This is a genomic window from Endobacterium panacihumi, assembly GCF_050847465.1.
Classification (GTDB): Bacteria; Pseudomonadota; Alphaproteobacteria; order Rhizobiales; family Rhizobiaceae; genus Neorhizobium; species Neorhizobium panacihumi.
Map to the genome: position 1 here is coordinate 662,158 of NZ_JBOZRA010000002.1, position 25,548 is coordinate 687,705.

A 25,548-nucleotide genomic window follows, 5' to 3' on the forward strand; every position below is an offset into this window, starting at 1 on the left:
ACCTCTGTTGCAACCATGTTATAACATCGTTGGTCGATCCAGACAATAACCGGAGATTGGAGGCAAGCCGCAGGCTGTCTTACCCTTCATCCTCGCCCGTATACAATTCCCAACCGCGTGCCGTGAGATGCTCCTGCGGCTGGTAGCGCGTCTTGTATCCCATCTTCGCCGATCCCTTCACCCAATAGCCGAGATAGACATGCGGCAGGCCGAGCGTGCGGGTGCGGTTGATGTGGTCGAGGATCATGAACGTCCCGAAGGAGCGCTTTTCCATTTCCGGGTTGAAGAACGAATAGACCATCGAAAGTCCATCGCTCATCATGTCGGTCAGCGCCACGCCCACAAGCTCACCCTTGGCCTCGCCGATACCGGAACCTTCCACGCGGCGACGATATTCGATGACGCGGGTGTTCACATGCGTGTCTTCCACCATGATCGCGTAATCGAGCGCAGACATGTCCGACATGCCGCCGCGCTGATGACGGCTGTCGAGATAGGTGCGGAACAGCGAAAACTGTTCGGTCGAAGGCTGGGCAGGGTAAATGTCGGTGGTGATGTCGCTATTGGCGGCGAGCACGCGCCGCATGGTGCGGCCGGGCGAAAATTGATCAACGAGAATGCGCACCGAAACACAGGCGCGGCAGGCTTCACAGGCCGGACGATAGGCAATGTTCTGAGAACGGCGGAAACCGCCTTGTGTCAGGAGATCGTTCATCTCTGCGGCACGGGGGCCGACCAGATGGGTAAAGACCTTTCGCTCATATTCGCCCGGAAGATAGGGACACGCTGCCGGAGCCGTCAGATAGAACTGCGGTGATGGCGAAATTTGCGAGTTCATCCCTTGTAGAAGCCCTGGTTCTAAAGAATGTGCGTTGCAGCGAATACTATTAGCATGACCTAAGTTCGCAAAACGTCAACATGCGGGCAAAGCCTGCCCGCATGTGTGATCATCAAATGTTTTTATTCAGGCGCGGTTGCGGACTTAGCTGGTGCGCGCAACCACCGTGCCGAGCAGAAAATCGTGCACCAGTCGCGATCGGTCGGTAAACAGACCGGCCAGCAGGATCAGCGGCGTCAGCACCGAGTTGATCACCCAGAACAGCACCGTATGGACCATGGCGGTCAGGAAATCCATGCGGCGGCCGTCGAGGCGCAGCATGGTGATGCCGGCGGCGCGCATGCCCGGCGAGGCCTGGCTCGGACCACCGAGCGTCATGCCGAAATAGAGGAGCGCCACGATGACGAACAGGGCCGGGTAAAGCATGAAGCCGAGGCCCAGCGTCAACACGCCGAGAAAGAACACGATGATCGCCGCCGGAATGCACAGCAGCAGCACGATCAGGTAATCGAGGATGAAGGCGAATGAGCGCCGCATCAGCACGCCGCTATAGGCGCGCCAGTCTTCAGGTGCGACGACGGCTGTGTTGGGGTCGAGGCTCATGGTCTTGTGTTCTCCTTCTCCCGAAATGGGATTTTACCACTTTCAATATGGTGGAGAAATCCGGCGGCACAAGACCGCCGGAAAATGCGGCATATTATAGAGAGGAAAAGCGCGCTTAGGCCTTGGCCAGCTTCTTTGCCACATCGACGGCAAAGTAGGTGAGGATGCCATCGCAGCCGGCGCGCTTGAAACAGAGAAGCGTCTCCATCATCACCCGCTCTTCATCCACCCAGCCCTGCATGGCAGCAGCCTTGATCTGCGAATATTCGCCCGACACCTGATAGGCATAGGTCGGAAGCCCGAACGCTTCCTTCACGCGCCAACAGATGTCGAGATAGGGCAGGCCGGGCTTGACCATCAGCATGTCCGCGCCTTCTTCCACATCGAGTGCGGCATCGCGCAGCGCCTCGGTGCCGTTGGCGGGCGAAACGTAATAGGTGTTCTTGTCACCCTTCAGCAGGCCGCCGGTATTGATCGCCTCGCGATAGGGACCGTAGAAGCCAGACGAAAATTTTGCCGCATAGGACATGATGCCGACATCCTGATGCCCGGCGGCGTCGAGCCCACGGCGGATGGCACCGATACGCCCGTCCATCATTTCCGACGGTGAGATGATGTCGGAGCCAGCATCGGCCTGCAGGATCGCGGCCTTCACCACCTGATCCACCGTCTCGTCGTTGAGGATCACGCCATCGCGCAAAATGCCGTCATGGCCATGGCTGGTGAACGGGTCGAGCGCCACATCACTGATCACGCCGATATTGGAGACCGACTTCTTCACCGCGCTGGTAAAACGGTTGATCAGGTTGTTGGGGTCGAGAATGCCGGAGCCGGTGGCGTCGCGCAGGTCCATTTCGATATCGGGGAAGGGGGCAACAGCGGGAATGCCGAGATCGGCTGCTTCCTTCACCGCTTCCACCGCCTTGTCGACGCTGAGGCGATAAACGCCCGGCATTGCCTTGATGGGGTCGACGATATTTTCGCCGGGCACGATGAAGATCGGCCAGATCAGGTCGTCCACGGTCACGCGGTTCTCTTGAACCATGCGGCGGGTCCAGTCGGCCTTGCGGTTGCGCCGCATGCGGCGGTGGCCGGTAATCTCGTCCACCAGATGCGTCTTGTCGGACATGGTATGCCTCTTCTTTATAATAGTGCCGCTCCCTTAGCATGCGACCTGCGTTTTGCGAATTGATCTGATACCGCATCTTGTATGCACTGAGGTCATAGGCATCGTCGATGCGCGCGCCTCTGGCGATCCGCAAAAACCACCGCTATCGTCCGCGTCATGGCCCATGATTCTCTCAACCACCCGAAACGCTCCATGACGCAGTTGCTCTACGTCATCTTTTTGCGTCTCGTTGCCGTCTCCTGTTTCTGGTTCGGCCTGCAATATTGGGGCATGATCACCGGTTACAGTTTTGGCGGGCGCGGCCGGTTCGATCTGTTGAGCTTTCCGTGGCGGGCTGCGGCCTCCACCCTGGCCGTGCTTTTCCCCGTCGCGTCGCTCGGCCTGTGGCTTGCCGTCTCCTGGGGTCCGGTTCTGTGGGCGCTCGCCGCCGGCACGCAGCTTCTGATGTATCAAGTCTGGCCGGAAATCTTCGGGCACAGCCTGTTGATAACTCTCATGCACGGCCTCGTGGCTGCCATTTATGTGCTCTTTCGCGTCGCGATTTACCTCGAAAACCGCAAAAACGCCGAGCGGGTAACCACTGATTAACCAGCTTTCCCAAGCAATTTTCGTTAAAATTCGATCGAATTTAACCGCCAAGCTATTGAAAAATATGGGGCTGGTTTGATTAACGCGGCGCCTGCCGCACGGCCGCCACAATGGGGAAGCGTGCGTTTACCGGCTGTTAGCCGTGTGTTTTAAGTCGAATTTTATGCGCATTCGATAGTGTCTCTCACAAGGCGGGAACAAACAAACACACCGCCAAACAAAACAGTGAGGCAAAAAATGTTGAACGCAAAAATCAAGCCGCAGGCTGCGGCAGTCGCCAATCCCCACGAAGACCAGATCCGTGGTCTCTACATGGAATCCCTGCATCTCGTCGAGCGTCTTCACCGTCGCCTTCTCGATGTCATCAAGGACGAGTTCGACCGTCAGGGTCGTGACGATGTCAACGCCGTCCAGGCACTGCTGCTGTTCAACATCGGCAATTCCGAACTGACCGCCGGCGAGCTGCGCTCGCGTGGTTATTACCTCGGCTCCAACGTTTCCTACAACGTCAAGAAGCTGGTCGACCTCGGTTTCATCAACCACCAGCGTTCGCGCATCGACCGTCGCTCGGTCCGCATCAGCCTGACCAAGGAAGGCCAGGAAATCGCTGAAACGGTTGCCAAGCTTTACGATCGCCACATCGGCTCGATCGAAAAGGTCGGCGGCATCGGCGAAGGCGAATTCAGCCAGATGAACAAGCTGCTGCAGCGCCTCGACCGTTTCTGGAACGACTCGATCGCCTACCGCATGTAATCGGATCCCTGAAGGGACATCATGCCATGCCTCCGCGCGGCCAGGCCCATCCACGGGCCGGCCACCGGCAAGAACAACAAAACACCTCCAGAAGCGATCAATACCGGACGGCGCCAGCGCCTCCGGTTTTTCGCGTGTCATCGAATGCCACGCCACACGTGGATTTGATCACGGGATGATGATATTTTCGCTGCGAAACGGCGGAGAACGGAGATGCGCTCGATTATCGACATTGACGATACGCTCATTGACAAAGCGCGGTCGCTGACCGGCACAAAAGAAAATTCGGCCCTCGTTCGTCAAGCTCTGGAAACGCTTGTGCGTGTGGAGGCGGCGAGACGGTTGACAGAACTCGGAGGCACGATGCCCGACGCAGAGGCTGCGCCGCGCCGTCGGCTTGCTGACGCGAAGTGATCCTCGTCGATACGTCCATCTGGATCGATCACTTCCGCCACACCGACCGGGAACTACAGCGTATATTGGACCAGGATCGGTTGTTGATGCATCCGGCAGTGATCGGTGAATTGGCGCTCGGAAGCTTGCGGGATCGCAAAAATGTTTTGGCACTGTTGGCTGCCCAAAGGCAGGCCAAATTCGTCGCTCATGACGACGTTATGGCAATGATCGAGCGTTTTGCGCTCTTCAATATGGGCATCGGGTATACGGACACCCAGTTGATGGCATCTATCCTGTTGGATGGAAAAGTTTGGTTATGGACCCGTGACCGGCGCCTTATGGCCGCAGCGGAAAAGGCTGGCATTCCGTTACACGTTCCGCACTCGTCGTGAAGGCTCAGCCCTCTTCCCGTAGCCTCTGTCTCGCATCCATCAACGCAAAGCCCAGCAAATTGTCCCCGCGCCACTGCGTCGGATCGGCTGCCGCCGCATCGTCGGCCGCAAGGCCGATGCCCCAGACCGGGTCAACCGGGCTTGCCTCGACCAGAACCGCGTCGTCGGTCGACAGAAGAAACGCGCGCAGGTCTTCGTTCTGCAAGAACTTCTGAAAACTGCCTTCGCAGACGATCGCAAACTTTTCGCGGTCCCAGGCGTCCGCATCAAAACCGCGCGCCTTGCGGCCGAGCGCCTTGACTTGTTTCGGATCGGTCGCGGCAAGGATCTGCTCTGCCCTTTCGTGATCTCTGAAAAGGCGCGCCTTGCCGGCCATCATCCAGTGTTCGGCCGTCTGATAGATGACGCCATCCACCGTGAATGGAGAGGGCCACCATTGGCTCAGGCACGAAGCGGTAATCCTGCCATCCCTGGATGGCCGGTGCCCCCAGAAGAACAGGAAATCGAGGGAGGCATTTGACGAAAATGCGGCTTCGAGCGCGGTGCGGTTGTCGTACATGGGGTGATAAGGGCCGAGGAGAGTGTGCTTGTCAATCAGTCTCCGCCAGAGGGAGAAAAGAGCGCATCTGAAGCAATGTGCTTTGCCGTTTGATCGGCTGGTTGCGGTTCACGGCGGCCAGGTATTTTTCCCACTCCATGGAAGCAGGGTTTTAACGATGGATTCGAATCCGGCTGTTCCTCTGCAGGATTGCGTAAGTTTGATCGCAATTTGGAGCGGATTTGTTATCGCTTGCGATGTGAAGCGTCGTGCCTTGGGTTTCTCGGATACGGGTACTGCAGGCAGGGGTCAGAATGGCATTCGGACGAAAATCGTCCCACGATCATGAACCGGCAGAGCCGGCAGCCAGCCCGTGGCGTTCGCTCGGGCTGATCGCCAACAGCATGCTTGTTCTTCTGTTCGTTCTCCCGATCATCACTTCGGCCAGCATTTTTCTGGCGGTCAATTTTCAGCTCTGGAAGGGTTTTGGCGGCTTCGATCCGCTGACCTGGCGCATCGAGCGGGCGCATAATGCCAATGGAGTGGTCTCGGGCGATGATCCTGAAGCACTGAAGGCGCTTTATCGCAAACTTCAGTCGAAGACGGCTTCGCGTGATGCCGCCCAGCGCTCCGATGCCGTGCATATCGTATTCCAGTTTTTTGAGGACCGCGCGCCACATCGCCGCGTCACTCTCGATCTCTCCGGCATCGGCGATGCGGCTGCTGTCTTCATCAGCGATCGCCCAGTTTCGTGGGATCTCGAGGGTGCGGCGGGTAAACGCGCCAAGATCGGTTTCGAAGGACCTTTCGCCTTCGATCTCGACAATGCGCATGACGGATTGCTCGCAGGTTTCCGTGTCGGAGTGTTCGGCGCCGGAGAAACAGTCAGCCCGCAGGATTATATCGAATTCAGGCAGGGGCGCGCGCAGATGCAAACTGTCTGCGCCGCAGTCCGTCGCTGGCAGCGCTATTTTGGGGTCGGAAAAACCAGAATTTTCGTATGGTCAGTCCGGAATGCGCAGCAAGTCGTCGTCAAAGATCGGTCGATCCTTGTGGATGGTCGGTCCAATCCGGACTTCAGGGGAATTGCAAGAACATGCGCGCGATAGAATTGACGCTATTCAGGAATGGGCTGAAACGATGACATTCGGCAAACTGGGATCATCGGATCCGAATAGAAAAAATGAGGTCAATCCCCTGCTGCAAGGCGATGGCTCCGACAAGTGGAGCCCATCGCTTGCCGATGTCGGCATCGGGTTGGCGGCGGTAGCCGTTGTGTTTTCCGGTACCTATTTCCTTGCGGATGACCTGATTGCCGCTGTCAAACCGGCGCAGGCTGCAAGGCAATCGCACGCCGTTTTTGCCTATGAACCGGAACCGAGGGCGCGCGCCTATAGAAGAGACGTGCACGTCGATCCGGTTTTCCCCAGTCCGTTCAACATGGTTCTCAGCATGAACGTAACGGATGAAGGTTTCGACGCGATCGACAGTGAACTGCACGAGCGTTGCCTGAAACGCATTGACGAGCGCTCCGCCCGATATGCGGAGGTCCATGGTCGCGTGCAGGTTCCGACGCAAACAGCAGCGCGGTACATTGCCTGCTCAATGCAGAACCTGAAGAGCCGATTCTGTGAAAAGCCGCACAAGGATCGCCTCGTCGCCCGCCTTCGGGAATTCATTCGTGTACAAAAAGCCATTGCCTCCGAAGTAAAGAGGGTCGCGCAAACGCCCCAGGGTCAGATGATGCTGAATTTCGCGGAAATGGGTGCACGCAATGGCAAGGGCGCGATCAAGTCCGGCCGCCTGCAGGGGCAGATGGTCCCGCCGGTCCTCGCAGAACAGTTGCGCGGCCTCTCGGAAATCGCATTGCTGTCGCAGGCCGATTTCGCCGGGTGGCCGATCGGTGAAGTGCCGGAGGAACTGAAGCCCTACCTGAAAGCAGAAGTCGGTCCATCGCCCTGCGTGTAAGGCGATGGACCTTGGCCATGCATCATTTCATAGCTTGAGAAAATACGAAAACGCCGCAGGTCAGACATGACTTGCGGCGTTTTCGTGATAGTCGAAGACCGTGATGACCCGGTTTACTTCGGCAGTTTCAGCGAACCTTCGTGCGTTTCGGAAAAATGCTGCATGGTCATGCGTAGCGTGCCGCGCTCGAACACCGCATCCTTTGCCGACGCCGCCTGCTTGCCCCTGAACGGGCCGAAAGCCGCGCGCGGCAATTGCCAGAGTGGCGGGTTGCCGATGCACAGACGCTGGCGGTTGAAGACAGCAACGCTCTGGTCGAAATTCGCGGCCTGTTGCGGGGTGAAGCCAAGACGGTTCGAGGTATAGAAACCGGCATGCAGGCGCACAGCGATATCCTTGCACATCTCGAAAAACGGCCGGTCGGACGATACGCAATCCGTTGCCGTGGCATGGAGTTCGCCGCCGGAAAGCCCTTCGATCAGGATCCAAGCTGCCGTCGCCATTTCACAGGTCGGCTGCAAGGCGATCCAATGCAGTACCTCGATGCCGCTTTCCCAATGCCAGGCAAGCGCCGTTTGATGCCAGAAATCAGGGTCGCTGCCGCGCTTCTCCAGCCAGTCGATCACCTGATCGTCGTCGCATATTTTAGAATGTTCGTAATAGATGTCCAGAAATTCAAAGAAATTCTTGGATTCTTCGCTACTTGCAAAGCTCATCGAAATGCTTGGTCCATATTCATCTACAATCGCACCATTGAAATACCTGCGGCGCCATAATTTAGGATTATGAACGAATATAAAAATTGAGCTTTTATCAAGTCGGGATTTGGTTCATTTCGGGGCGCCGGACTGTCCGATATTTACGCGAATCCAGCTTGGCAGCGAATTCGCCTGCCTCGGAAATAGCGATGAAGCCTTCCGATAAAACATTTAAAGACAGATACTTGCGGGTTTCTCCCCTTGGCCGCTGTCGCAATCGTGCTGGAGGTGCTTGGGTGTTCGATGCGCACGAGGATCGCCGCAGCCCGGATCACCGGCAAAGTAAAAGGGTAATTATACCTCGCTTGTCACAAACATATACGGCATGTGTTAACGCGTTTGGTCCTTCAGTCTGTGCCATGGCCGGTCAGGTAATCGACCAGTTTTCGCGCATGGATCGGCAGGGCCGCAAAATTGCGGGCACAGATCAGCAGATGGCGCAGCGCCCAGGGATCGGACAGCGGGATGATGACAAGTGTCATGTCATCGCGAAATTTCTGCGCATAGATTTCCGGCACGATCGCCAGCCCGACGCCGCTGCCGGTCATCGAACAGATGTCCTCGAAGCTGTCGAGGCGGATGCGCAGCTTGAACGGTTTTCCCTCGCGCGCCGCATGCGTGGCCAGATGCCCCTGCAGGGCACTGTCGGCCGGCAACCCCACAAAGGGCTCGTCCAGAACGTCTCGCAGGGCGACCGAATGCTGGGCAGAAAGCGGGTGCCCGAGAGGCGCGATCAACACCAGCCGGTCCGTCTCGAATGGCCTTGTCTCCAGTGATCCGGTATCCGTCGTGTCGGCGGCGATGCCGAGATCGGCCAGTCCTCCGGCCACCGCCGCCACCACATCGACGCTCTGTCTTTCCTCGAGATCGATATCGATGGCGGGATGATCGATGAGAAAACGGCGCAAGGCGTCCGGCAGGTGCGCCATGGCGGCGCGGCCGGACCAGAGCCGGATGTGACCGCGCAGGCCGCGTGCATAAAGCTGCAGGTCGCCGCGCATCTGTTCCATCTGGCCCAGCATGATGCGGGCATGGTGGGCGAGCGCCTCGCCGGGCGGGGTGGCGCGCACGCCCCGTGGGCCACGGTCCAGCAGCGAAATGCCGCTGGTGTCCTCCATGCCGCGTATGCGGGCACTTGCCGAGGCCAGCGCCATGCCGGCCCGCTCGGCGCCTTGCGTGATGCTCTCCGCCTCCACCACATGCAGAAACAGCCGTAGATCCGTCAGGTCGAACCGCATGATTTCCTCCCGCCACGAGCCTGCTTGCAGACCCTTCGGATTATCCGAAGCCTTTCCTTGTATCTTCCGTATTGTGCAAAGTCGCGCCTCGCGGACAATGGCATCAGCTTTTTTACGGAAAGGATATGATCATGAGCGCCTCGGAAGGGCTTTTGCGCGGCATTGCATGGAGGCTGGCATTTCTGGTCGCGCTGGTTTTTATAGCCCAGAACGTGCCGGATAATCGCCCGCAAATCTTGGCAGATGCGATGCCGTCACTTGTGGCAGGAGCAAAGATTGCCGATCGTTAACCGGCATTATCTGCCAAACCGGAGGACGCAATCGAGAATATCCGTCTCGCATATCGGCACGCCTCGGCGCATCGAGGCATTCTCCAGCCAGCGGTGATAGGCGCCGCGGATTTCGACATCCTTGTAATGATAGATCTTTGCCTTCTTGCCGCTGCGGCTTTTTTCCAACGCCTGCGGCGTCACGGCCATGTGGAAGGCAAGCTCCGTGAAACGCCAAGGCTCCGAGCCGCGTTTGTGCTCGAAAACCCGGACATGGAAATAGGGATCGTCGGCGCGTTCCGGCATGGCCTTATAAACGGCTGCCCAGCGTACCGTCCCGCCCAATACGGATAGAATGACGTCCTCCTGTTGCATTTGCTGCGCTTGTCCAGCCACTGGGAACAACAGGAAAGACAAAACAAGAGCCGTAGCAGAATGCCACCACATCAACGTGGCACCTCAAAACTTTTGCACACAGCACCCTCGGCCAGACGGTAGGTCACAAAACCCATCTTTTCATAATAGGCCTGACCTTCAGTATTCTTTTCGCCGATAAAGGCCTCGATTTTTTCAAGGCCCGCCTCGACGGCAGCGCGCTTCGTTACCTCAAACAATTGTCGCCCCACGCCGCGCCGTGCAGCCAACGGGGAGACATGCGTTCCGATAATGCCCCAGCCGACCGGCGTGTCGTACCGATTGCCCGCACGGGCAAAGATCAGCGACTGGAAACCGAGAACAGAACCGTCGTCATCCACTGCCAGCGAGCAGCGTACGCCGTCCGGGTTGGTGATGTAATGGGAAAGCACGAAGGCTTCATCGGCGGGAGAGGTGCGTTTACCCGCCTGCACGATGAGGTGCAGCATGGCGCTCATGGCCGGTGCGTCGTCCGGTATCGCGGTTCTGATTTGCATGGTGTCACTGTCGGACGATGAGATGGCCGGGGTCAAGAGATGAACCGGCCGGATTTTTGGTTCCGACCGGACAACACAGGCAAGCCTGTTTATTGCAGCGGTATGTCAGCCGTCTTGATCACCTCGGCCCATTTGCCCGTTTCATTGGCGATAAAGGTCTTGAACTCGGCCGATGTATTGCCGACCGGCGTCGCGCCCATGCCCTTGATCTTCGCCACCATGTCCGGATCGGCCATGATCGCCTGCACTTCGCGGCTCAGTTTTTCCACGATCTCCGGCGGCGTGTCGGCGGGCGCAAACAGGCCATGCCAGGATGTCGCCTCGAAGCCCGGGAACGTTTCGGCCATGGTCGGCACGTCGGGCAGGAGTTCTGCCTTGTCGAGACTGGTGACGGCGAGCGCTCGCACCTTCCCGGCCTTCACCTGCTGGGCTGCGGTCGGAATGTTGTCGAACATCATGTCTACATGGCCGGCCACCACGTCCATGATCGCCTGGCTCGACCCCTTGTATGGCACATGGTTCATCTTGACGCCGGCCTTGCTGGACAGAAGCTCGCCCGCAAGGTGGATCGACGTGCCGGTACCGGACGAGGCATAGCTGATCTCGCCCGGTTTGGTTTTCAGAAATTCGATCAGCTCCGGCACCGTTTTTGCCGAAATCCGATCAGGGTTCACCACCAGCACATTGGGCAGGGTGGCGATCAGCGAAATCGGCGCGAAGCCCTTTTCCTTGTCATAGGGCAGTTCCTTGTAGAGCGTCTGATTGATCGCATTGGAACTGACCGTGCCCATGCTGATCGTATAGCCGTCCGGTTCGGCGCGGGCGAGTTCGCCGAGCCCGATATTGCCGCCGGCGCCCGGTTTGTTCTCCACGATGAACCGTTGACCCAGCCGCTGGTCCAGCCTCTCGCCGACAAGCCGTGCGAAAGCATCGGTATTGCCGCCGGCCGCGAACGGCACAAGGATCGTCACCGTCTTTGACGGATAGTCCTGCGCGCTGGCGAAGGTGGAAAACACGGTAGCCACCGTCGCAAGCATGAAGATACGCGAAAATTTCATGAAACATCCCTCCCGTTTGATGGTCATGTGCGAAGCGTCGGCCCCTCGAACTCCTCCCCGAGAGTGCGGACGCAAATACACTTTCCGCGAGAATGTCTGACAATGCAAGCGCGAGTCATATTATCTCGATGTGACCACTCACAGATGTGGATGCCGCACGTATGCTGATTGCGATTGGCAGCTGCCAGCACTATCACTCCGGCAACGATCTGCGTTGACGGATCGCCTGGAAAAATCGCTTCCTTGCTGGTTTGGAAAACATGTCGTCGGTTTCATCTTGGTTGTTCAGGCGTGCTTGTTGGTCACTTGCGATTCTGTGTGCTTCTGTCCTGTCTGTGACACCAGCGATGAGTGAAGAGTCTTCGCTCAACGAAACGCCGTTTGTCGACAAGCAAGAGCACCCGATTGTTGCCGAAACATGTGCCGCGATGTTTGTACTCATGGCCTATGCTTATGCCGATGATGACGTGAAAGAGCAGCAACTTGAGGAGAAGAAGGCTCTTGCAATGGCCGACATCAAACCTCAGGAACAGGCCTTGTCCGGTGAGCCGCAATCCATAGAGGCACGCGTGCAGCGAACGATTGATAGCCTGACGGACATGCTTTTGGATAAGCCGGTCGAGGCAAGGGCGCTCGCCAAGGATTGCTTTCGGAACTATCCGCCTGAAATCGAACTGAACTGATCCCTCCGCACTCGCTGCATCGCAGCAAATCTGTGTCCTTCCGGTCACGTCTCAACACGCCCGCGTGAGCGCAAGTTTTGCTGACACGAATCGGCCATATTGCTATGTGACCGCCAAGCTACACAAAGCCGTCTTGCGTCTGGTTTTCCGCGCTTACCCGCCGCGGCACACGCAACGATTTTTAACCATATCCGTTTAGGCATGTGGCCTTATGCCTAAGGATGAGATGGACAGGAAAATGTCGAAGAAGATTGGATCTGAACTGATTTCCCGCCGAACGATGCTTCGCACGGCGGTTTCCGCCGGTGCTGCGGCACTCGCAGCGCCAGCCCTTGCGCAGTCGGCAATCGATGATCTGATCAATGCGCCGCGCCGCGGCGGCTGGGACGACCAGTTCGATGCGCGCTCCTCTTCCAGCGCCAGCGTCAGCACTAACAACCCGGTTCTCGGACCGTCCGGCCCCGGCAATATCCAGACCGCCATCATGGAATATCAGAACATCGTCCAGAACGGTGGCTGGCCGGACGTCAATTCCGCGCAGACGCTGCGCCTCGGCGTTACCGATCCGGCCGTGCAGCAGCTGCGTCAGCGCCTGATGATTTCCGGTGACCTTTCGCGTCAGGCCGGTATCTCGCCGGCTTTCGACAGCTATGTCGACAGCGCGGTCAAGCGCTTCCAGTCCCGCCACGGCCTGCCGGCTGACGGCGTTCTCGGCGAATTCTCGGTCAAGGCCATTAACGTGCCGGCCCAGACCCGCCTGATGCAGCTCGAAACCAACCTCGTTCGCCTGCAGGCAATGTCGGGCGATCTCGGCCCGCGTTACATGATGGTCAACATTCCGGGCGCTTACGTCGAAGCCGTCGAGAACGACCGTGTTGCACTGCGCAATACCGCCGTTGTCGGCCGTATCGACCGCCCGACGCATGTCATCAATTCCAAGGTCTATGAGGTCATCCTCAATCCGTACTGGACCGCGCCGCGCTCGATCATCGTCAAGGATATCGTGCCGCTGATGCGTAAGGACCCGACCTACCTGACGCGCAACCAGATCCGTCTCTTCGATGGTCGCGGTCAGGAAGTCTCGCCGGAAACGGTTGACTGGCATGCCGAAAAGGCGCCGAACCTGATGTTCCGTCAGGATCCGGGCAAGATCAACGCCATGGCGTCCACCAAGATCAACTTCCACAACCCGAACAACGAATACATGCACGACACGCCCCAGCAGGGCCTGTTTAACAAGCTGATCCGTTTCGAATCCTCGGGCTGCATGCGTATCCAGAACGTGCGCGATCTCAATGCATGGCTGTTGCGCGATACGCCCGGCTGGTCGCGTCAGGAAATGGAGCGCGTCATCGCCAGCCGCCAGAACACGCCGATCAAGTTGGCGCAGGAAGTGCCGGTCTATATAGTCTACATCACAGCGTGGTCCGCCAAGGACCGCGTCGTGCAGTTCCGCGACGACATCTATCAGCAGGACGGCAATCAGGAACTGGCTCTGCAGACCACGACCGGCGTCGAGCAGCGCCAGGGCGCACTTACCGAAAGCGACATGCTGCCACAATAATCGGCCGCATCAATTTGGCAATCGTCAGGCGCCCTTCCGTTTTTGCGGGAGGGCGTTCTGCTTTTGGGCATGGCCATCGACAAAGATATACCATCTGCCGCGTCTTCAGGCCTGCAAATGTCGTTCACCGTATTGCCCTGACCCCGTGAGCCCGCTAATACGCCTGACATCGCTTGCCCACCCCTTCGAGGAGCTTCGCATATGTCGACGACTGACGTTTTCTTCTCCCGCCCGCTGGCCGAAACCGACCCGGAAATCTTTGGCGCCATCGGCAAAGAGCTCGGTCGTCAGCGTCACGAGATCGAACTGATCGCATCGGAAAACATCGTCTCGCGCGCCGTGCTCGAAGCCCAGGGCTCGATCATGACCAACAAATATGCCGAGGGTTATCCGGGGAAGCGCTATTATGGCGGTTGCCAGTTTGTCGATATCGCTGAAGAACTCGCCATCGAGCGCGCCAAAAAACTGTTCGGCGTCAATTTCGTCAACGTCCAGCCGAACTCCGGCTCGCAGATGAACCAGGCCGTGTTCCTGGCGCTGCTGCAGCCGGGCGATACGTTCATGGGCCTCGACCTCAATTCGGGTGGTCACCTGACCCACGGTTCGCCGGTCAACATGTCCGGCAAATGGTTCAACGTCATCTCCTACGGCGTGCGTGAAGACGACAACCTGCTCGATATGGACGACGTTGCCGCCAAGGCACGTGAACACAAGCCAAAACTCATCATCGCCGGCGGCACCGCCTATTCCCGCATCTGGGACTGGAAGCGATTTCGCGAAATCGCCGATGAAGTCGGTGCTTACCTCATGGTCGACATGGCGCACATCGCCGGTCTCGTTGCCGGTGGCCAGCATCCGTCGCCGTTCCCGCATTGCCACGTCGCCACCACCACGACCCACAAGTCGCTGCGCGGCCCGCGCGGTGGCGTGATCCTGACGAACGACGAGGATCTGGCGAAAAAATTCAATTCGGCCGTCTTCCCTGGTCTGCAGGGCGGCCCGCTCATGCACATCATCGCCGCCAAGGCCGTCGCCTTCGGCGAAGCGCTGCAGCCTGATTTCAAGGATTACGCAGCCCAGATCGTCAAGAACGCCAAGGCGCTGTCGGAAACGCTGGTTGCCGGCGGCCTCGATATCGTCTCTGGCGGCACCGACAACCACCTGATGCTGGTCGATCTGCGCAAGAAGAACGCCACCGGCAAGCGCGCCGAGGCTGCTCTCGGCCGCGGTTACATCACCTGCAACAAGAACGGCATCCCGTTCGATCCTGAAAAGCCATTCGTCACCTCGGGTGTCCGTCTCGGCACGCCGGCCGGCACGACGCGCGGTTTCAAGGAAGCCGAATTCAAGGAAATCGGCAATCTCATCGTCGAGCTTCTGGATGGCCTCAAGGCCGCCAATTCCGACGAGGGCAATGCCGCAGTCGAAGCATCGGTACGCGAAAAGGTCGTTGCACTGACCGATCGCTTCCCCATGTACCCGTACATGTAATTTTTGAGGACTGATCGCGAATGCGCTGCCCCTATTGCGGATCCGAAGACACGCAGGTGAAGGATAGCCGCCCGGCGGAGGATGCAACATCCATCCGCCGGCGTCGCATCTGCCCGGATTGCGGCGGACGTTTTACCACGTTCGAACGCGTGCAGCTGCGTGAGCTGATGGTCGTTAAGAAAACCGGCCGCAAGGCTCCCTTCGACCGCAACAAGCTGGTGCGGTCGTTCCAGATTGCGCTGCGCAAGCGGCCGGTCGATCCCGATCGCATCGAACGCGCCGTCTCCGGCATTGTCCGGCGTCTGGAAAGTTCGGGCGAGGCGGAAATCTCGTCGGAGGAAATCGGTCTGCAGGTTCTCGAGGCTTTGAAAAGCCTCGATGACGTTGCCTTCGTGCGTTACGCTTCGGTCTATCGCGATTTCTCCCATGCGGAGGATTTTGAAAAGGTCATCGCCGAGATCAATGCCAAGATCGGACGCGACAGCGTCGTGGAACCCTGATTGTGACGGCCGACGCGAACAGCGAGGCCGCAGCAAGATCGGCCGATGATCGCCGCTTCATGGCGGAAGCCATCCGGTGGTCGAAAAAACATACCGGTCTCACCGATACCAACCCGTCCGTTGGCTGTGTCATAGTAAAAAATGGCGAGATTGTCGGCGCCGCCGTCACCGCCATCGGCGGCCGGCCGCATGCCGAAACCCAGGCCATTGCGATGGCCGGTGCAAAGACGCGCGGCGCCACTGCTTATGTCACGCTCGAACCTTGCGCCCATTGGGGCCGCACGCCGCCTTGCGCCAACGCGCTGGTCGATGCCGGTGTTGCACGCGTGGTGATCGCTGTTGCCGATCCCGATCCGCGGGTTGCGGGGCAGGGCATGAAGATCCTGCACGATGCCGGCATTGCCACCGAACTCGGCCTGATGAGTGACGAAGCCCGCCGCCCGCTGTCCGGCTATCTCATGCGACAGACCAGCGGGCGTCCTTATGTGACGCTGAAGCTGGCCGTTTCCGCTGATGGCATGCTCGGAAAACGCGGTGAGGAAATCGTCATCACAGGCGAAGCCGTTCGCACCGAGGTTCATCATCTGCGGGCGCAAAGCGACGCCATTCTGGTCGGTATCGGCACGGTCCTGTCGGATGATCCGGAACTGACGGTCCGTTTGGTCGGCCTGAAAGATCGTTCGCCACTGCGGATAGTGCTGGATCGGGATGGTCGTTTTCCCACGACGTCGCGGCTGGCGCAGACGGCGGATGTCGTGCCGGTCATCGTGGCGAAGATCGGGGGCACGGCAAGCGAGACGGCAGGCCATTCCGCCCCTGATGCCTCATGCCGATGCGGCAATCATGGTCATGCTGCGGAAGCCGAAGCGCAGCGCTCACCCTTGACCCATCTTGAGGCCTCCACTCTCAAGGCCCTCCTCGAGACGCTTGCCACGCGCGGCATTTCCACCCTGCTGGTCGAAGGCGGCGCCACGGTCGCAAGGGCCTTCCTCGCGCAAGATCTCGTCGATCGCATCATTCTTTACGTGAGCGACAAGGTCGTCGGCGAGGGCGGTCTTGAATCGCCGCTGACGCCATCCGATATCCCGGCCAGCTTTACTCTTCTCGGCAGTGCCCCGGTCGGGCCTGATCGCGCTTACGAATACGAAAGGTCCGCCTGATGTTTACTGGTATCGTTACCGATGTCGGCACGGTTTCTGCCATCACCCCCATGGACGAAGGTGTGAAACTGCGCATCGACACGGCCTATGATCCGAAGACGATCGATATGGGCGCTTCCATTTCCCACGCGGGTGTCTGCCTCACCGTCACCGGTCTGCCGGGTGAAGGTTCCAACGAACGCTGGTTCGAGGTCGAGGCATGGGAGGAGGCTCTGCGCCTCACCACCGTTTCGAGCTGGGTCGAAGGCAGCCGCGTCAATCTCGAGCGCGCCCTGAAGATCGGCGATGAGCTTGGCGGGCACATCGTCTCCGGCCATGTCGATGGCACGGCGGAAATCCTGTCCGTTGAGCCGGAGGGCGAAGCCGTCCGCATCCGACTGCGCGCCCCTGAACATCTCGCCCGCTTCGTTGCTCCCAAGGGCTCCGTCGCGCTCGATGGCACGTCGCTCACCGTCAATGCCGTTGATGGCGCTGATTTCGATATCCTGCTGATCCGTCACACGCTCGGCGTCACCAGCTGGGGCGAGCGCAAGGCCGGCGACCGCGTCAATTTCGAGGTGGATACCATGGCCCGTTACGCTGCCCGGCTGGCTGAATTCCCGCAGCCGCAGGTGTAATCGTAACGGTACGGCCAGCCCTCCGGGAACCAATCGGGTCACCCGTCGTTACGGGTGACTTCGTGTCGGAGGAGCAAAGCATGAAGCTGGTGTTGATTTCCACATCCATAGGCGTGGTGCTGCTGGCGATCGCCGTCACCTATGTCCTGCCATCCATGCATGGCGCGGCCAAATCACGTGAATACGCTCAGTCGAACTTCACTTTTTCTGTAAAAAACTGAGTATCTTTCCGGTTGTGGTGCCCGTTGCAACCGTCAAGCGGCGAGCCGTGCGCTGTTGTTTCCACAATTGATTGCATTGTTGCGACAACATCTCGGAAACGACTATCAAGTGACTCTATGTATTGATAAAAATACTGCTGGAAAAATTGCATTTAATCAAAATTAAACCACGGCAAGTCTAGGTATATTCTCGGCAGTAAGGGGTGTCTTTGTCGCGATGTTTGCGATGTCGGCTGCCATGCAAGAAATTTTCATCGACAGATCTTCCTGAATTCGGTCGCCTGCCGGCGCTCGGGCGCGGTCGTCTGTGCGCCATTCGGAACCCGCCATGTTGCAATATCTCGATAATGCAAAAATCCGCACCAAGATCGTCGTCCTCGTCGCCCTGATGGGTATCATTTCCTTTGCCGGTCTTGTTTATGTCAGCGCCCAGTTCAAGGATGCCGACACGCGTTACACCGACTTCATCGGCCATGAAAGCCTGGCATCGACGCTCAATGCGCGCGCAACCGGCGGCCTTTTGCAGATGGGTCTTCAGCTTGGCCTGATGCAGGTCAATGACCCCGCCTCGCCGGAATTTGCGGCGGCCGTGAAGAAATATCAGGGCGATCTGGTTCTCATGAAGGAGCGTGTCGCAAAAACTGCCGAACTGGTGCCGTCCCGTGCGCCCGCTGTTGCCGGCATGCTCAAGGCCGTTGACGAGTTCGACCAGATCGGCAAGCGTGTCATTGAGCTTGCGCAGAGCGGCCAGACCATGCAGGCGCGCACCGCGATGCGCGAAGCCGGCGCAAAGGTCATGGCCACGCTGCCGCTGTTTGCCACCGGCAACGACGAATTGATGAAAGCCGCCGACGAGGGCGCCGCAAAGCTGACCGCTGAAAACGGCTTCACCATTATGGCCGCACCGATCGTGCTCGGCATCGTCATCGTCGCCATGGTTCTGTTTGCGCTTTATATCGCCACCGTCAGCATCGTCGGCCCGATCAACCGTCTGAACGCCCGCATGGTCTCGCTATCGGAAGGTGATACTGCTGCCGAAATCCCGGGCCTCGTGCGCAAGGATGCGGTCGGGCAGATGGCAAAGGCCGTTGCTATCTTCCGTGACCACGCTCTTGAAAGCGCGCGGCTGTCGCGTGAAGCCGATGCCGGACGCAGCCAGTCGGAACAGGAATCGCGTGCTCGTGAAGCCGCCAAGGCCAAGGATGCCGCCGATACGAAGACTGCGGTCGATGCACTGGCGCTTGGCCTGCAGCGCCTGTCGGATGGCGATGTCGCCTATCGCATCAACCAGCCCTTCGTCGATCACCTCGACATGCTGCGCGGCAATTTCAACGCTTCGCTGGAAAAGCTGCAGGCAACCCTGAAGACGGTCGGAGGCAATGCCACCGCCATCTCCTCTGGCGCTGACGAAATCCGCTCGGCTGCCGACGATCTTGCCAAGCGTACGGAAAAGCAGGCCGCGTCGCTCGAAGAAACCGCCGCCGCTCTCGACGAGATGACCACCACGGTTCGCGATAGCGCCAAGCGTGCCGAGGAAGCCGGCTCGCTGGTTGAAAAGGCCCGCACTGAAGCTGAACGCTCCGGCGAAGTCGTTCGCAAGGCTGTTTCCGCCATGGAAGAAATCGAAAATTCTTCCGGCGAGATTTCCAACATTATCGGCGTCATCGACGATATCGCATTCCAGACCAACCTTCTGGCGCTCAATGCCGGTGTCGAAGCCGCGCGCGCCGGTGAGGCCGGAAAGGGGTTTGCCGTCGTCGCTCAGGAAGTTCGCGAACTCGCGCAACGTTCGGCAACCGCCGCCCGCGAGATCAAGGTTCTGATCGGCAAGTCCGGCAATCATGTGCGCACCGGTGTCGACCTCGTGGGTGAAACCGGCGAGGCACTGGAAGCCATCCAGAGCGAGGTCAAGGAGATCTCCACCCTGGTCCGTGCCATCATCGAAGCATCACGCGAACAGGCAAACGGCATCCAGGAGATCAACACCTCCATCAATGCCATGGACCAGAGCACCCAGCAGAACGCTGCCATGGTGGAAGAGTCCAATGCTGCCAGCCATGGTTTGGCCAGCGAAGCGGCCGCACTCACGCATCTGCTTGCTCAGTTCAATCTGGGTAATGGCGCTGCCACGTCTGGCGCGCGTCCGGCGGCCACGCCACAGGCAGCCTCGCACGCTTCGCGTCCGGTGGCTTCTCCTGCCCGCCAGATGGTCAACAACCTTGTCCGTCGCGTTTCCGGTGGTAGTGCCGCCCCCGCGCCCTCGGGCGACGCATGGGAAGAGTTTTGATAGAGACTTTTCAGGAATACTTTTGAAGAACGTAAAAAGGGCCGGACGAGCGATCGTCCGGCCTCTTGTTTTTCAACCGTAAATTACAGAATGGCGCAGATTAGCTGGAACGTGCTGTAGCTCATCGCGCGCCGTTGATGATGTTGCAGAGACCTTCGCGGACAATCTTCTTGTCGGTCATCTGACCGGCTTGAATGTCGAAAATGGCATCGACGCGCACATTGGCGTCCTGTTGGCGGGCAACGACGCGCAGCGTCTGGATACGCCCGGAGCCGGTTGTCTCCTGAAACGCATTGATCGAAGACAGAGCCTTGTCGATCTTCACGCCGTCAAAACCTTCGGCGGATACGGCCTGCGCCAGCTTCTGAAGCATGGCCGGCGCTTTCGCCTTCGGGAACGTATCAAAAGTGCGGTAGCTCATCGCCGACAGCATCGGCACGCCGCTTACCTTGAAATTCGTATCGCACGGTGCCGCATTGGCCATGCCAGCCGTCAATCCTGCTACGGCAAGCGAAAGGCAAAATAGTTTCATTTCCCAACCCCTTGATCAAAACACTTCACAACGGTCGGGGAAACTAGGAGAACCTGTCGGTTTCGCAACCGATTTGTTTGCACTTTGATAAATAGGGGAAGAATACCCTGATGCCGACAAAGCCTGTCTTCAGGCTTCTTCGGTCTCTTCCGCCCGCAGAATGCGGATGATCTTGGCGCAATCGCTGTTTTCGGGTGAAAGCAGGGTTACCGGATCCACCATTCCGAAACCGACGCCGATGGCATTGGCCGCCGCCCAGCCCCAGTTCTGTTCAGCCATGGCCAGAAGGCGCGGCCCTTCGCTGGTGACGCAGTTTCTTGCCGTATCCATCAGTTCGGGCGAGGGCAGCCGGTCGCTCAGTTCCGCCTGCAGCGGCGTGACCACGAAAATTGCAAAGAGGTAACTGATAAAGTCTGACAATCGGATCTCCTGAGCGTTTTCAGCTATCTGGGTATCCGACGGTGGCTACGCAAGGACGCATTCGACGCTGGTGCCGATTTCAGAATCCATCCCGGCCCGGCTATCCCTGCGTGCAGATAGCCCGCAGGGATAGCTCAGGAATTCACGTGCTATACACCGTCAGCCTTTCAAACAAGATAGCCGCCTGTCGCGACACTCGCCCCCTCTATGTGATGGACACGCGGTTCTTGCGAAAAATACACCTGTAAGCCCGCCATGAACATCCGATGGTCTTCACTCGGTTCGAAGCCCCGCGTGTGGTCGTCGAGTGACCGCCATCGCACGATCAGCTGGAACAGTTCGGGTGTTTCTATCCCTTGCGCGAGAAGGTGGCCGCAATACCCCTCCGCACGGCTAAGCAATGGCTCGACCTCGGCAAAGGCTTGTCTGAATGTTTCCGCTTTCTCCCGGTGCACCGGGAGTTCTGCGATTTCGTAGATCATGGCTTTTCTCCGACGGGCGTTTCGCGGTGAAGCTCCGCATTTGTCGTATGGGCAGATGGGGCGATCGCTATTGCGATTTTTCCTCGGATGCCGTTGTTGGGGGTCTCCAATCTGGCGTGTGCGAGCGGAATGTCGGTAAGAGAGTAGACGGCGCCGACATGTGGCCGCAGCTGACCTCGTTCGACCATGGCGGTCAATTCGTCGAGCTTGCCGCGGTTCTGTCTCGTGAACACGAAGTGATAACTGGCGTTCTTGCCCCAGGCCTGAACGAGGTTTTGCGGCTGGGCAATATCGACGATCGAGACCACGCGACCAAGTTGGGCGAGCGCGTCGGCGCTGCGCGACAATGTGTTGCCGCCAATCGTGTCGAACACGACATCGACACCCTTGCCACCTGTTTCCCGCATGATGGCGTCTACGTAATCTTCCTGTCCGTAGTCGATGACGACATCGGCCCCGAGACTTCTTGCGAACTCGAAGTTTGCTTCGCGGACGGTCGTGAATACTTTTGCTCCCATGGCTTTCGCGACCTGGATGGCCACATGGCCTACGCCTCCGGCGCCGCCGTGGACCAGAATGCTTTCCCCCACCCTCAGCGCCGCACGCACGACAAGCGCTTCCCATACCGTGCCGCCAACCAAGCTCAGGCTCGCGGCCTCAAGGTGGCTCAGCGAGGCGGGCTTCCTGGCGATAATTGCTTCGGCGGCAACGTGGTACTCGGCATAACTGCCCGGGCCATCGAATATCTGTGGGGTGTACCAGACTTCGTCGCCGGGAGAGAAGGTTGTGACGCCCGGCCCAACCGCTTCGACAACGCCGGATACATCGTGCCCGGTAATGGCCGGAAGCTGCACCAGATCGGAATAATCACCGCGCCGGACCTGGTAATCCAACGGGTTAATGGAGGTTGCGTGGACCTGAACAAGAACTTGTCCGGCCTCCGGTACAGGTTTGGCCACATCGCGCAGCTCGAATGATTCCGGGCCGCCAAAAGATCTGAGTGTCATCGCTTTCATTACACATCCTCATTTCGTTAAAACGGAATATCGGGAATTCTCGATATTGGCAGGCGAAAAATTAGAGCTCTTTGCCGATGATCTCGGCAAATGCGCGGATCGTCGCCTCGTTGCGTTTGTAGTAGGTCCACTGGCCAATCCGCCTGACTTCAACCAGGCCCGCTCTTTGCAGTGTTGCAAGATAATCGGACACCGTCGACTGCGACAGGCCAACACCTTCCTGAATACTGCTGACACAGACGCCTACCGTCAGAACGTCTCCTTCATCCTGTGGAGGGAAGTTCTTTGCGGGATCTTTCAACCCTTTCAGGATTTCAAGACGCGTGCGGTTTGAGAGGGCTTTGAAGATTTCGAGCAATTCCATGGCGCCTATATATCGGGATTTACCGATATGTCAATACGTGGGATCCCGTCCATGTTTGCGATCCGGGGGGACCGGATGTCGGGTGGCGGGGATCAGGGGCTTGTTGTCGCCCTGGTGTCGCACCCGCTGTCTAGCGCCTGTTCGCGTCCTTTCGCCCCATCAAAATCCCTTGCGAGCAACGCCGGACCGGAGTATCAGCCGCGCATCTATCAGCGTCGAAACGGTCGGCTGACCACAAAACGTCCTTGTCCGAAAAACCGTGTCGCAACCGGCGTGCTGGAGCGCCTCCACATCATGAACAAATCAGCGGCTTCTGCCGTCGGCGGTAACGCCGTTTTGGCCGGCATCGGATTGATGCTTGTCGGCATCCTCATGTTTGCACTGAACGACGCCATGGGCAAATGGCTGGTCGCCAGCTTCTCCGTTGGTCAGGTTTTGCTGATGCGTTCCTTTGGCGCCTTCATCGTGCTGGGTCCGATGCTGGCGCGCCGTCCGGCCTCCGCGCTGTTTGCGGTCGAAAAGCCGCATCTGCAGCTTGCCCGCGTCGTCATGGCGACGGCTGATACCGGCCTGTTTTATGCTGCCGTCATCTATCTGCCGCTCGCTGATGTCATGACCTTCTACATGGCCGGCCCGATCTATGTGGCGGCGATCTCGCATTTCCTTCTGGGCGAACGTATCGGCTGGCGTCGCTGGATGGCCGTTGCCATCGGTTTCATCGGTGTTCTGGTGGCGCTTCGACCGTCGGAAGCCATGCTGTCATGGCCGTCCATCTTCGGTCTTGTCGGCAGCCTGTCTTTCGCGCTTTCCATGGTGCTTGGCCGCGTGTTGCGCACCACGTCCGATACCACGCTCGTCACCTGGCAGACGATCGGTTGCCTCGTCACCGGCGCCGTTCTCAGCATCGGCACATGGAATGCCTTCAGCGTCGAGCAGCTGCTTGCCATGCTGCTTCTCGGTCTCGTCTCCTGCTCGGCGCATCTGATGATCACCCGCTCGCTCAAGCTGGCGCCCGCCTCGGTACTGGCGCCGCTGCAATATACATTGCTACTTTGGGCCATCCTGTTCGGCTGGATGTTCTTTGCGGATTTCCCCGATATGCAGACGCTGATCGGGGCCGCCATCATCGTGCTGTCGGGCCTGTTCATCTTCCACCGCGCCAAGGTGAAGGATCAGGAGCCGGTTGTGCCCAACAATTCCAGCCACGGATGAAAAACAAAAGAAAGAGCGACCGTCAGGTCGCTCTTTCCGCATTCTGCTCGGCCTCGTCGTTTTCGATCGCGCCTTGCACCATCTCCTCCGTCACGCGGAATTCGGCGCGGATCGGCGATAGGATGGGTGCAGGCGCAATCGGCACGGCCGGCGGCGATACCACCTTCTGGCGGCGGCGCCAGATCAGGAAGATGACCAGAACTGCGTTGAGAACCCCGAACGACCAGAACAGCCCGGCCTCTCCGAATTCGGTCATGACCGACGAGATCGCCAGCGGGCTCATCGCCGATCCGAACGAGTTGATCAGCAGCAATCCCTGGATCATCGGCACGAGCGCATCATGCGAGGCATTGTCGGCGGCGTGGCTGACAGCCACCGGATACATCGCGAAAATGCAGCCACCCAGCAGGAACAGCAGTCCGATCAGCAGCGATGATGCCGGCGGCAGCATGATGATGGCGGCAGACAGGACGACGCTCAAAAGCCCGAGCGCGATCATCACCACGCGGCGGTCCTGCATGTCCGACCAGCGGCCGACCGGATATTGCAGCACCATGGCGCCGAGAATGACGCTCGCCATCATCAGGCCGACATTCTGCACATCCAGCCCGATGCGCTGCAGATAAAGGGGCAGAAGCGTATAGACGGCGCCGATGGCAATGCCGGAACCGAAACAACCGGCGACACCCGCCGGAGCATCGGCAAACAGTCGCCGCGGGCTGAGCGCCTCGACTTTTTCGACAAGCGGCGCCGTACGCGGAATGATCGCCATCGGCAGAACCGAGATCGAGGCCAGCATGCCGGCGACGATGAAGGGTGCCACCGGGCCCCAGCTATCCACCATGCCCAGCCCCATCTGGCCCAGCATGCCGGCGCCATAAAGCGCGATCATGTAGAGCGCCAGCAATCGTCCGCGCATTTTCTGATCGCCGGCCAGAAGCAGCCAGCTTTCCACCACCAGAAACACGCCGACGATCGCCCAGCCATTGATCAACCGCAGGAACAGCCAGATCCACGGATCGGTGGTCAGCGCCTGCGCCAGCGCCGTCACGGCCGTCAGTGACGCAAAACTGCTATAGGCGCGGATATGGCCGGTACGTACGATCACCCGGTCGCCAAACAGTGCGCCGAGCGTGAGCCCAAAGAAATACGCGGAGGAAATCAGACCGACCATCAACGGCGACGTGCCGGCCGCATCCAGCCGCAGCGTGGTGAGCGATGATAGAAAACCGTTGCCGATACTGATGATGAAAAGGCCAAGAAGGGGTGCCAGCACCATTGCCAGCAATTGCGGAGACATGACGACCTCGAAAAAATGCATTCCGGCCTGTCGACTGCCCAGAAGCGCCAGTCGCGTACCCGCCAATGACGACATTGTCAGGCATTTACGTGAGACGGATATCTAAACAGGCGCAGGCTCGCAGCGACACATACCGTCTTATGCGCGACAAGCTTTTCTTTTTGCGACTTGTCCGAGTCGTAAAAAAGATAGTGTTAGTTGGAATGCCACATCGCGACGTCGACACGCTGGCCTGACTTGGCGGCAAAAGCTGCAATTTT

General features: G+C 58.8%; 31 protein-coding genes. 16 read left to right on the plus strand and 15 right to left on the minus strand.

The window, feature by feature from the left end; translation table 11 throughout:
• Positions 1 to 79: 79 nt before the first annotated feature.
• The 3 genes from ACRQ1B_RS14930 to hemB all read right to left on the minus strand — a co-directional run bounded on the left by ACRQ1B_RS14930 (position 80) and on the right by hemB (position 2,570).
• On the minus strand, positions 80 to 838 hold the full coding sequence (locus ACRQ1B_RS14930) for an arginyltransferase (RefSeq protein ID WP_432294497.1): 759 nt from the start codon (positions 836 to 838) through the stop codon (positions 80 to 82).
• Between the two features lie 144 nt (positions 839 to 982).
• Positions 983 to 1,441, minus strand: a complete 459-nt coding sequence (locus ACRQ1B_RS14935; protein WP_432294498.1) for an RDD family protein — start codon at positions 1,439 to 1,441, stop codon at positions 983 to 985.
• Positions 1,442 to 1,556: 115 nt separating this feature from the next.
• Positions 1,557 to 2,570, minus strand: a complete 1,014-nt coding sequence (hemB, locus tag ACRQ1B_RS14940; protein ID WP_432294499.1) for a porphobilinogen synthase — start codon at positions 2,568 to 2,570, stop codon at positions 1,557 to 1,559.
• A 156-nt stretch (positions 2,571 to 2,726) separates the two neighbouring features.
• Here hemB and ACRQ1B_RS14945 point away from each other — a divergent pair, with 156 nt between their 5' ends.
• The 4 genes from ACRQ1B_RS14945 to ACRQ1B_RS14960 all read left to right on the plus strand — a co-directional run bounded on the left by ACRQ1B_RS14945 (position 2,727) and on the right by ACRQ1B_RS14960 (position 4,699).
• On the plus strand, positions 2,727 to 3,158 hold the full coding sequence (locus ACRQ1B_RS14945; protein WP_432294500.1) for a DUF6163 family protein: 432 nt from the start codon (positions 2,727 to 2,729) through the stop codon (positions 3,156 to 3,158).
• A gap of 240 nt (positions 3,159 to 3,398) precedes the next feature.
• Entirely contained in the window at positions 3,399 to 3,911 is a 513-nt protein-coding gene (ldtR, locus tag ACRQ1B_RS14950; RefSeq protein ID WP_432294621.1) for a transcriptional regulator LdtR, read from the plus strand.
• A 213-nt stretch (positions 3,912 to 4,124) separates the two neighbouring features.
• On the plus strand, positions 4,125 to 4,325 hold the full coding sequence (locus tag ACRQ1B_RS14955; protein ID WP_432294501.1) for a type II toxin-antitoxin system VapB family antitoxin: 201 nt from the start codon (positions 4,125 to 4,127) through the stop codon (positions 4,323 to 4,325).
• Positions 4,322 to 4,699 carry a type II toxin-antitoxin system VapC family toxin gene (locus ACRQ1B_RS14960; RefSeq protein ID WP_432294502.1) on the plus strand — a complete coding sequence of 126 codons (378 nt, stop codon included), beginning with the start codon at positions 4,322 to 4,324 and terminating at the stop codon, positions 4,697 to 4,699. Before ACRQ1B_RS14955 ends, ACRQ1B_RS14960 begins: the two co-directional genes overlap by 4 nt.
• 4 nt (positions 4,700 to 4,703) lie before the next feature.
• Here ACRQ1B_RS14960 and ybiA read toward each other — a convergent pair whose 3' ends face one another.
• Positions 4,704 to 5,258 (minus strand): riboflavin biosynthesis intermediates N-glycosidase, encoded by a 555-nt coding sequence (gene ybiA, locus ACRQ1B_RS14965; RefSeq protein WP_432294504.1) that lies wholly within the window; start codon positions 5,256 to 5,258, stop codon positions 4,704 to 4,706.
• Between the two features lie 293 nt (positions 5,259 to 5,551).
• Here ybiA and ACRQ1B_RS14970 point away from each other — a divergent pair, with 293 nt between their 5' ends.
• Complete coding sequence (locus ACRQ1B_RS14970; RefSeq protein ID WP_432294506.1) at positions 5,552 to 6,346, plus strand: hypothetical protein; 795 nt, start codon at positions 5,552 to 5,554, stop codon at positions 6,344 to 6,346.
• Between the two features lie 31 nt (positions 6,347 to 6,377).
• On the plus strand, positions 6,378 to 7,205 hold the full coding sequence (locus ACRQ1B_RS14975) for a hypothetical protein (RefSeq protein WP_432294507.1): 828 nt from the start codon (positions 6,378 to 6,380) through the stop codon (positions 7,203 to 7,205).
• A 113-nt stretch (positions 7,206 to 7,318) separates the two neighbouring features.
• Here ACRQ1B_RS14975 and ACRQ1B_RS14980 read toward each other — a convergent pair whose 3' ends face one another.
• Both ACRQ1B_RS14980 and ACRQ1B_RS14985 read right to left on the minus strand, forming a co-directional pair.
• Positions 7,319 to 7,921, minus strand: a complete 603-nt coding sequence (locus ACRQ1B_RS14980) for a hypothetical protein (RefSeq protein WP_432294508.1) — start codon at positions 7,919 to 7,921, stop codon at positions 7,319 to 7,321.
• 389 nt (positions 7,922 to 8,310) lie between these two features.
• Positions 8,311 to 9,201 carry a LysR family transcriptional regulator gene (locus tag ACRQ1B_RS14985; protein ID WP_432294510.1) on the minus strand — a complete coding sequence of 297 codons (891 nt, stop codon included), beginning with the start codon at positions 9,199 to 9,201 and terminating at the stop codon, positions 8,311 to 8,313.
• A gap of 131 nt (positions 9,202 to 9,332) precedes the next feature.
• On the opposite strand from ACRQ1B_RS14985, the gene ACRQ1B_RS14990 reads away from it, so the two are divergent.
• Complete coding sequence (locus tag ACRQ1B_RS14990) at positions 9,333 to 9,491, plus strand: hypothetical protein (RefSeq protein WP_432294511.1); 159 nt, start codon at positions 9,333 to 9,335, stop codon at positions 9,489 to 9,491.
• Positions 9,492 to 9,497: 6 nt separating this feature from the next.
• Here the strand turns inward: ACRQ1B_RS14990 and ACRQ1B_RS14995 are convergent, their stop codons facing one another.
• From ACRQ1B_RS14995 to ACRQ1B_RS15005, 3 genes are all read right to left on the minus strand, one after another.
• Entirely contained in the window at positions 9,498 to 9,845 is a 348-nt protein-coding gene (locus ACRQ1B_RS14995) for a DUF5086 family protein (protein ID WP_432294513.1), read from the minus strand.
• A 71-nt stretch (positions 9,846 to 9,916) separates the two neighbouring features.
• Positions 9,917 to 10,381 carry a GNAT family N-acetyltransferase gene (locus ACRQ1B_RS15000; protein WP_432294514.1) on the minus strand — a complete coding sequence of 155 codons (465 nt, stop codon included), beginning with the start codon at positions 10,379 to 10,381 and terminating at the stop codon, positions 9,917 to 9,919.
• Positions 10,382 to 10,470: 89 nt separating this feature from the next.
• Positions 10,471 to 11,439, minus strand: coding sequence for a Bug family tripartite tricarboxylate transporter substrate binding protein (locus tag ACRQ1B_RS15005; protein ID WP_432294515.1), 969 nt, complete (start codon positions 11,437 to 11,439; stop codon positions 10,471 to 10,473).
• 347 nt (positions 11,440 to 11,786) lie between these two features.
• Between ACRQ1B_RS15005 and ACRQ1B_RS15010 the strand changes: the two genes are divergently transcribed.
• The 8 genes from ACRQ1B_RS15010 (at position 11,787) to ACRQ1B_RS15045 (ending at position 19,962) form a co-directional block, all read left to right on the plus strand.
• A complete protein-coding gene (locus ACRQ1B_RS15010) occupies positions 11,787 to 12,122 on the plus strand; it encodes a hypothetical protein (protein ID WP_432294516.1) in 336 nt (111 codons plus the stop codon).
• Between the two features lie 238 nt (positions 12,123 to 12,360).
• Positions 12,361 to 13,686, plus strand: coding sequence for a L,D-transpeptidase family protein (locus tag ACRQ1B_RS15015; RefSeq protein WP_432294517.1), 1,326 nt, complete (start codon positions 12,361 to 12,363; stop codon positions 13,684 to 13,686).
• A gap of 201 nt (positions 13,687 to 13,887) precedes the next feature.
• Entirely contained in the window at positions 13,888 to 15,177 is a 1,290-nt protein-coding gene (glyA, locus tag ACRQ1B_RS15020) for a serine hydroxymethyltransferase (protein WP_432294518.1), read from the plus strand.
• A gap of 20 nt (positions 15,178 to 15,197) precedes the next feature.
• On the plus strand, positions 15,198 to 15,677 hold the full coding sequence (gene nrdR / locus ACRQ1B_RS15025; protein ID WP_432294519.1) for a transcriptional regulator NrdR: 480 nt from the start codon (positions 15,198 to 15,200) through the stop codon (positions 15,675 to 15,677).
• 2 nt (positions 15,678 to 15,679) lie between these two features.
• Entirely contained in the window at positions 15,680 to 16,837 is a 1,158-nt protein-coding gene (ribD, locus tag ACRQ1B_RS15030) for a bifunctional diaminohydroxyphosphoribosylaminopyrimidine deaminase/5-amino-6-(5-phosphoribosylamino)uracil reductase RibD (protein WP_432294520.1), read from the plus strand.
• Complete coding sequence (locus tag ACRQ1B_RS15035) at positions 16,837 to 17,454, plus strand: riboflavin synthase (protein ID WP_432294521.1); 618 nt, start codon at positions 16,837 to 16,839, stop codon at positions 17,452 to 17,454. Before ribD ends, ACRQ1B_RS15035 begins: the two co-directional genes overlap by 1 nt.
• A gap of 80 nt (positions 17,455 to 17,534) precedes the next feature.
• Complete coding sequence (locus tag ACRQ1B_RS15040; RefSeq protein ID WP_432294522.1) at positions 17,535 to 17,675, plus strand: hypothetical protein; 141 nt, start codon at positions 17,535 to 17,537, stop codon at positions 17,673 to 17,675.
• Between the two features lie 328 nt (positions 17,676 to 18,003).
• A complete protein-coding gene (locus ACRQ1B_RS15045; protein ID WP_432294523.1) occupies positions 18,004 to 19,962 on the plus strand; it encodes a methyl-accepting chemotaxis protein in 1,959 nt (652 codons plus the stop codon).
• Positions 19,963 to 20,083: 121 nt separating this feature from the next.
• Here ACRQ1B_RS15045 and ACRQ1B_RS15050 read toward each other — a convergent pair whose 3' ends face one another.
• The 5 genes from ACRQ1B_RS15050 to ACRQ1B_RS15070 all read right to left on the minus strand — a co-directional run bounded on the left by ACRQ1B_RS15050 (position 20,084) and on the right by ACRQ1B_RS15070 (position 22,776).
• Positions 20,084 to 20,494, minus strand: a complete 411-nt coding sequence (locus tag ACRQ1B_RS15050) for a hypothetical protein (RefSeq protein WP_432294524.1) — start codon at positions 20,492 to 20,494, stop codon at positions 20,084 to 20,086.
• A gap of 129 nt (positions 20,495 to 20,623) precedes the next feature.
• On the minus strand, positions 20,624 to 20,914 hold the full coding sequence (locus tag ACRQ1B_RS15055) for a hypothetical protein (protein ID WP_432294525.1): 291 nt from the start codon (positions 20,912 to 20,914) through the stop codon (positions 20,624 to 20,626).
• Positions 20,915 to 21,081: 167 nt separating this feature from the next.
• On the minus strand, positions 21,082 to 21,396 hold the full coding sequence (locus ACRQ1B_RS15060) for an antibiotic biosynthesis monooxygenase family protein (protein ID WP_432294526.1): 315 nt from the start codon (positions 21,394 to 21,396) through the stop codon (positions 21,082 to 21,084).
• Positions 21,393 to 22,412 carry a zinc-dependent alcohol dehydrogenase family protein gene (locus tag ACRQ1B_RS15065; protein ID WP_432294527.1) on the minus strand — a complete coding sequence of 340 codons (1,020 nt, stop codon included), beginning with the start codon at positions 22,410 to 22,412 and terminating at the stop codon, positions 21,393 to 21,395. The genes ACRQ1B_RS15060 and ACRQ1B_RS15065 overlap by 4 nt, the downstream gene beginning before the upstream one ends.
• A gap of 61 nt (positions 22,413 to 22,473) precedes the next feature.
• Positions 22,474 to 22,776 (minus strand): ArsR/SmtB family transcription factor, encoded by a 303-nt coding sequence (locus tag ACRQ1B_RS15070; protein ID WP_432294528.1) that lies wholly within the window; start codon positions 22,774 to 22,776, stop codon positions 22,474 to 22,476.
• Positions 22,777 to 23,070: 294 nt separating this feature from the next.
• Here ACRQ1B_RS15070 and ACRQ1B_RS15075 point away from each other — a divergent pair, with 294 nt between their 5' ends.
• A complete protein-coding gene (locus ACRQ1B_RS15075; RefSeq protein WP_432294529.1) occupies positions 23,071 to 23,988 on the plus strand; it encodes a DMT family transporter in 918 nt (305 codons plus the stop codon).
• 22 nt (positions 23,989 to 24,010) lie between these two features.
• Here the strand turns inward: ACRQ1B_RS15075 and ACRQ1B_RS15080 are convergent, their stop codons facing one another.
• Complete coding sequence (locus tag ACRQ1B_RS15080; RefSeq protein WP_432294530.1) at positions 24,011 to 25,363, minus strand: MFS transporter; 1,353 nt, start codon at positions 25,361 to 25,363, stop codon at positions 24,011 to 24,013.
• Positions 25,364 to 25,548 lie beyond the last annotated feature (185 nt).

Coding starts and splice junctions, on each gene's coding strand:
- ACRQ1B_RS14930 (WP_432294497.1), bottom strand. CDS start 838: ATGAACTCGCAAATTTCGCCATCACCGCAGTTCTATCTGACGGCTCCG.
- ACRQ1B_RS14935 (WP_432294498.1), bottom strand. CDS start 1,441: ATGAGCCTCGACCCCAACACAGCCGTCGTCGCACCTGAAGACTGGCGC.
- hemB (WP_432294499.1), bottom strand. CDS start 2,570: ATGTCCGACAAGACGCATCTGGTGGACGAGATTACCGGCCACCGCCGC.
- ACRQ1B_RS14945 (WP_432294500.1), top strand. CDS start 2,727: ATGGCCCATGATTCTCTCAACCACCCGAAACGCTCCATGACGCAGTTG.
- ACRQ1B_RS14955 (WP_432294501.1), top strand. CDS start 4,125: ATGCGCTCGATTATCGACATTGACGATACGCTCATTGACAAAGCGCGG.
- ybiA (WP_432294504.1), bottom strand. CDS start 5,258: ATGTACGACAACCGCACCGCGCTCGAAGCCGCATTTTCGTCAAATGCC.
- ACRQ1B_RS14970 (WP_432294506.1), top strand. CDS start 5,552: ATGGCATTCGGACGAAAATCGTCCCACGATCATGAACCGGCAGAGCCG.
- ACRQ1B_RS14975 (WP_432294507.1), top strand. CDS start 6,378: ATGACATTCGGCAAACTGGGATCATCGGATCCGAATAGAAAAAATGAG.
- ACRQ1B_RS14980 (WP_432294508.1), bottom strand. CDS start 7,921: ATGAGCTTTGCAAGTAGCGAAGAATCCAAGAATTTCTTTGAATTTCTG.
- ACRQ1B_RS14985 (WP_432294510.1), bottom strand. CDS start 9,201: ATGCGGTTCGACCTGACGGATCTACGGCTGTTTCTGCATGTGGTGGAG.
- ACRQ1B_RS14990 (WP_432294511.1), top strand. CDS start 9,333: ATGAGCGCCTCGGAAGGGCTTTTGCGCGGCATTGCATGGAGGCTGGCA.
- ACRQ1B_RS14995 (WP_432294513.1), bottom strand. CDS start 9,845: ATGCAACAGGAGGACGTCATTCTATCCGTATTGGGCGGGACGGTACGC.
- ACRQ1B_RS15000 (WP_432294514.1), bottom strand. CDS start 10,381: ATGCAAATCAGAACCGCGATACCGGACGACGCACCGGCCATGAGCGCC.
- ACRQ1B_RS15005 (WP_432294515.1), bottom strand. CDS start 11,439: ATGAAATTTTCGCGTATCTTCATGCTTGCGACGGTGGCTACCGTGTTT.
- ACRQ1B_RS15010 (WP_432294516.1), top strand. CDS start 11,787: ATGAGTGAAGAGTCTTCGCTCAACGAAACGCCGTTTGTCGACAAGCAA.
- ACRQ1B_RS15015 (WP_432294517.1), top strand. CDS start 12,361: ATGTCGAAGAAGATTGGATCTGAACTGATTTCCCGCCGAACGATGCTT.
- glyA (WP_432294518.1), top strand. CDS start 13,888: ATGTCGACGACTGACGTTTTCTTCTCCCGCCCGCTGGCCGAAACCGAC.
- nrdR (WP_432294519.1), top strand. CDS start 15,198: ATGCGCTGCCCCTATTGCGGATCCGAAGACACGCAGGTGAAGGATAGC.
- ACRQ1B_RS15035 (WP_432294521.1), top strand. CDS start 16,837: ATGTTTACTGGTATCGTTACCGATGTCGGCACGGTTTCTGCCATCACC.
- ACRQ1B_RS15040 (WP_432294522.1), top strand. CDS start 17,535: ATGAAGCTGGTGTTGATTTCCACATCCATAGGCGTGGTGCTGCTGGCG.
- ACRQ1B_RS15045 (WP_432294523.1), top strand. CDS start 18,004: ATGTTGCAATATCTCGATAATGCAAAAATCCGCACCAAGATCGTCGTC.
- ACRQ1B_RS15050 (WP_432294524.1), bottom strand. CDS start 20,494: ATGAAACTATTTTGCCTTTCGCTTGCCGTAGCAGGATTGACGGCTGGC.
- ACRQ1B_RS15060 (WP_432294526.1), bottom strand. CDS start 21,396: ATGATCTACGAAATCGCAGAACTCCCGGTGCACCGGGAGAAAGCGGAA.
- ACRQ1B_RS15065 (WP_432294527.1), bottom strand. CDS start 22,412: ATGAAAGCGATGACACTCAGATCTTTTGGCGGCCCGGAATCATTCGAG.
- ACRQ1B_RS15070 (WP_432294528.1), bottom strand. CDS start 22,776: ATGGAATTGCTCGAAATCTTCAAAGCCCTCTCAAACCGCACGCGTCTT.
- ACRQ1B_RS15075 (WP_432294529.1), top strand. CDS start 23,071: ATGAACAAATCAGCGGCTTCTGCCGTCGGCGGTAACGCCGTTTTGGCC.
- ACRQ1B_RS15080 (WP_432294530.1), bottom strand. CDS start 25,363: ATGTCGTCATTGGCGGGTACGCGACTGGCGCTTCTGGGCAGTCGACAG.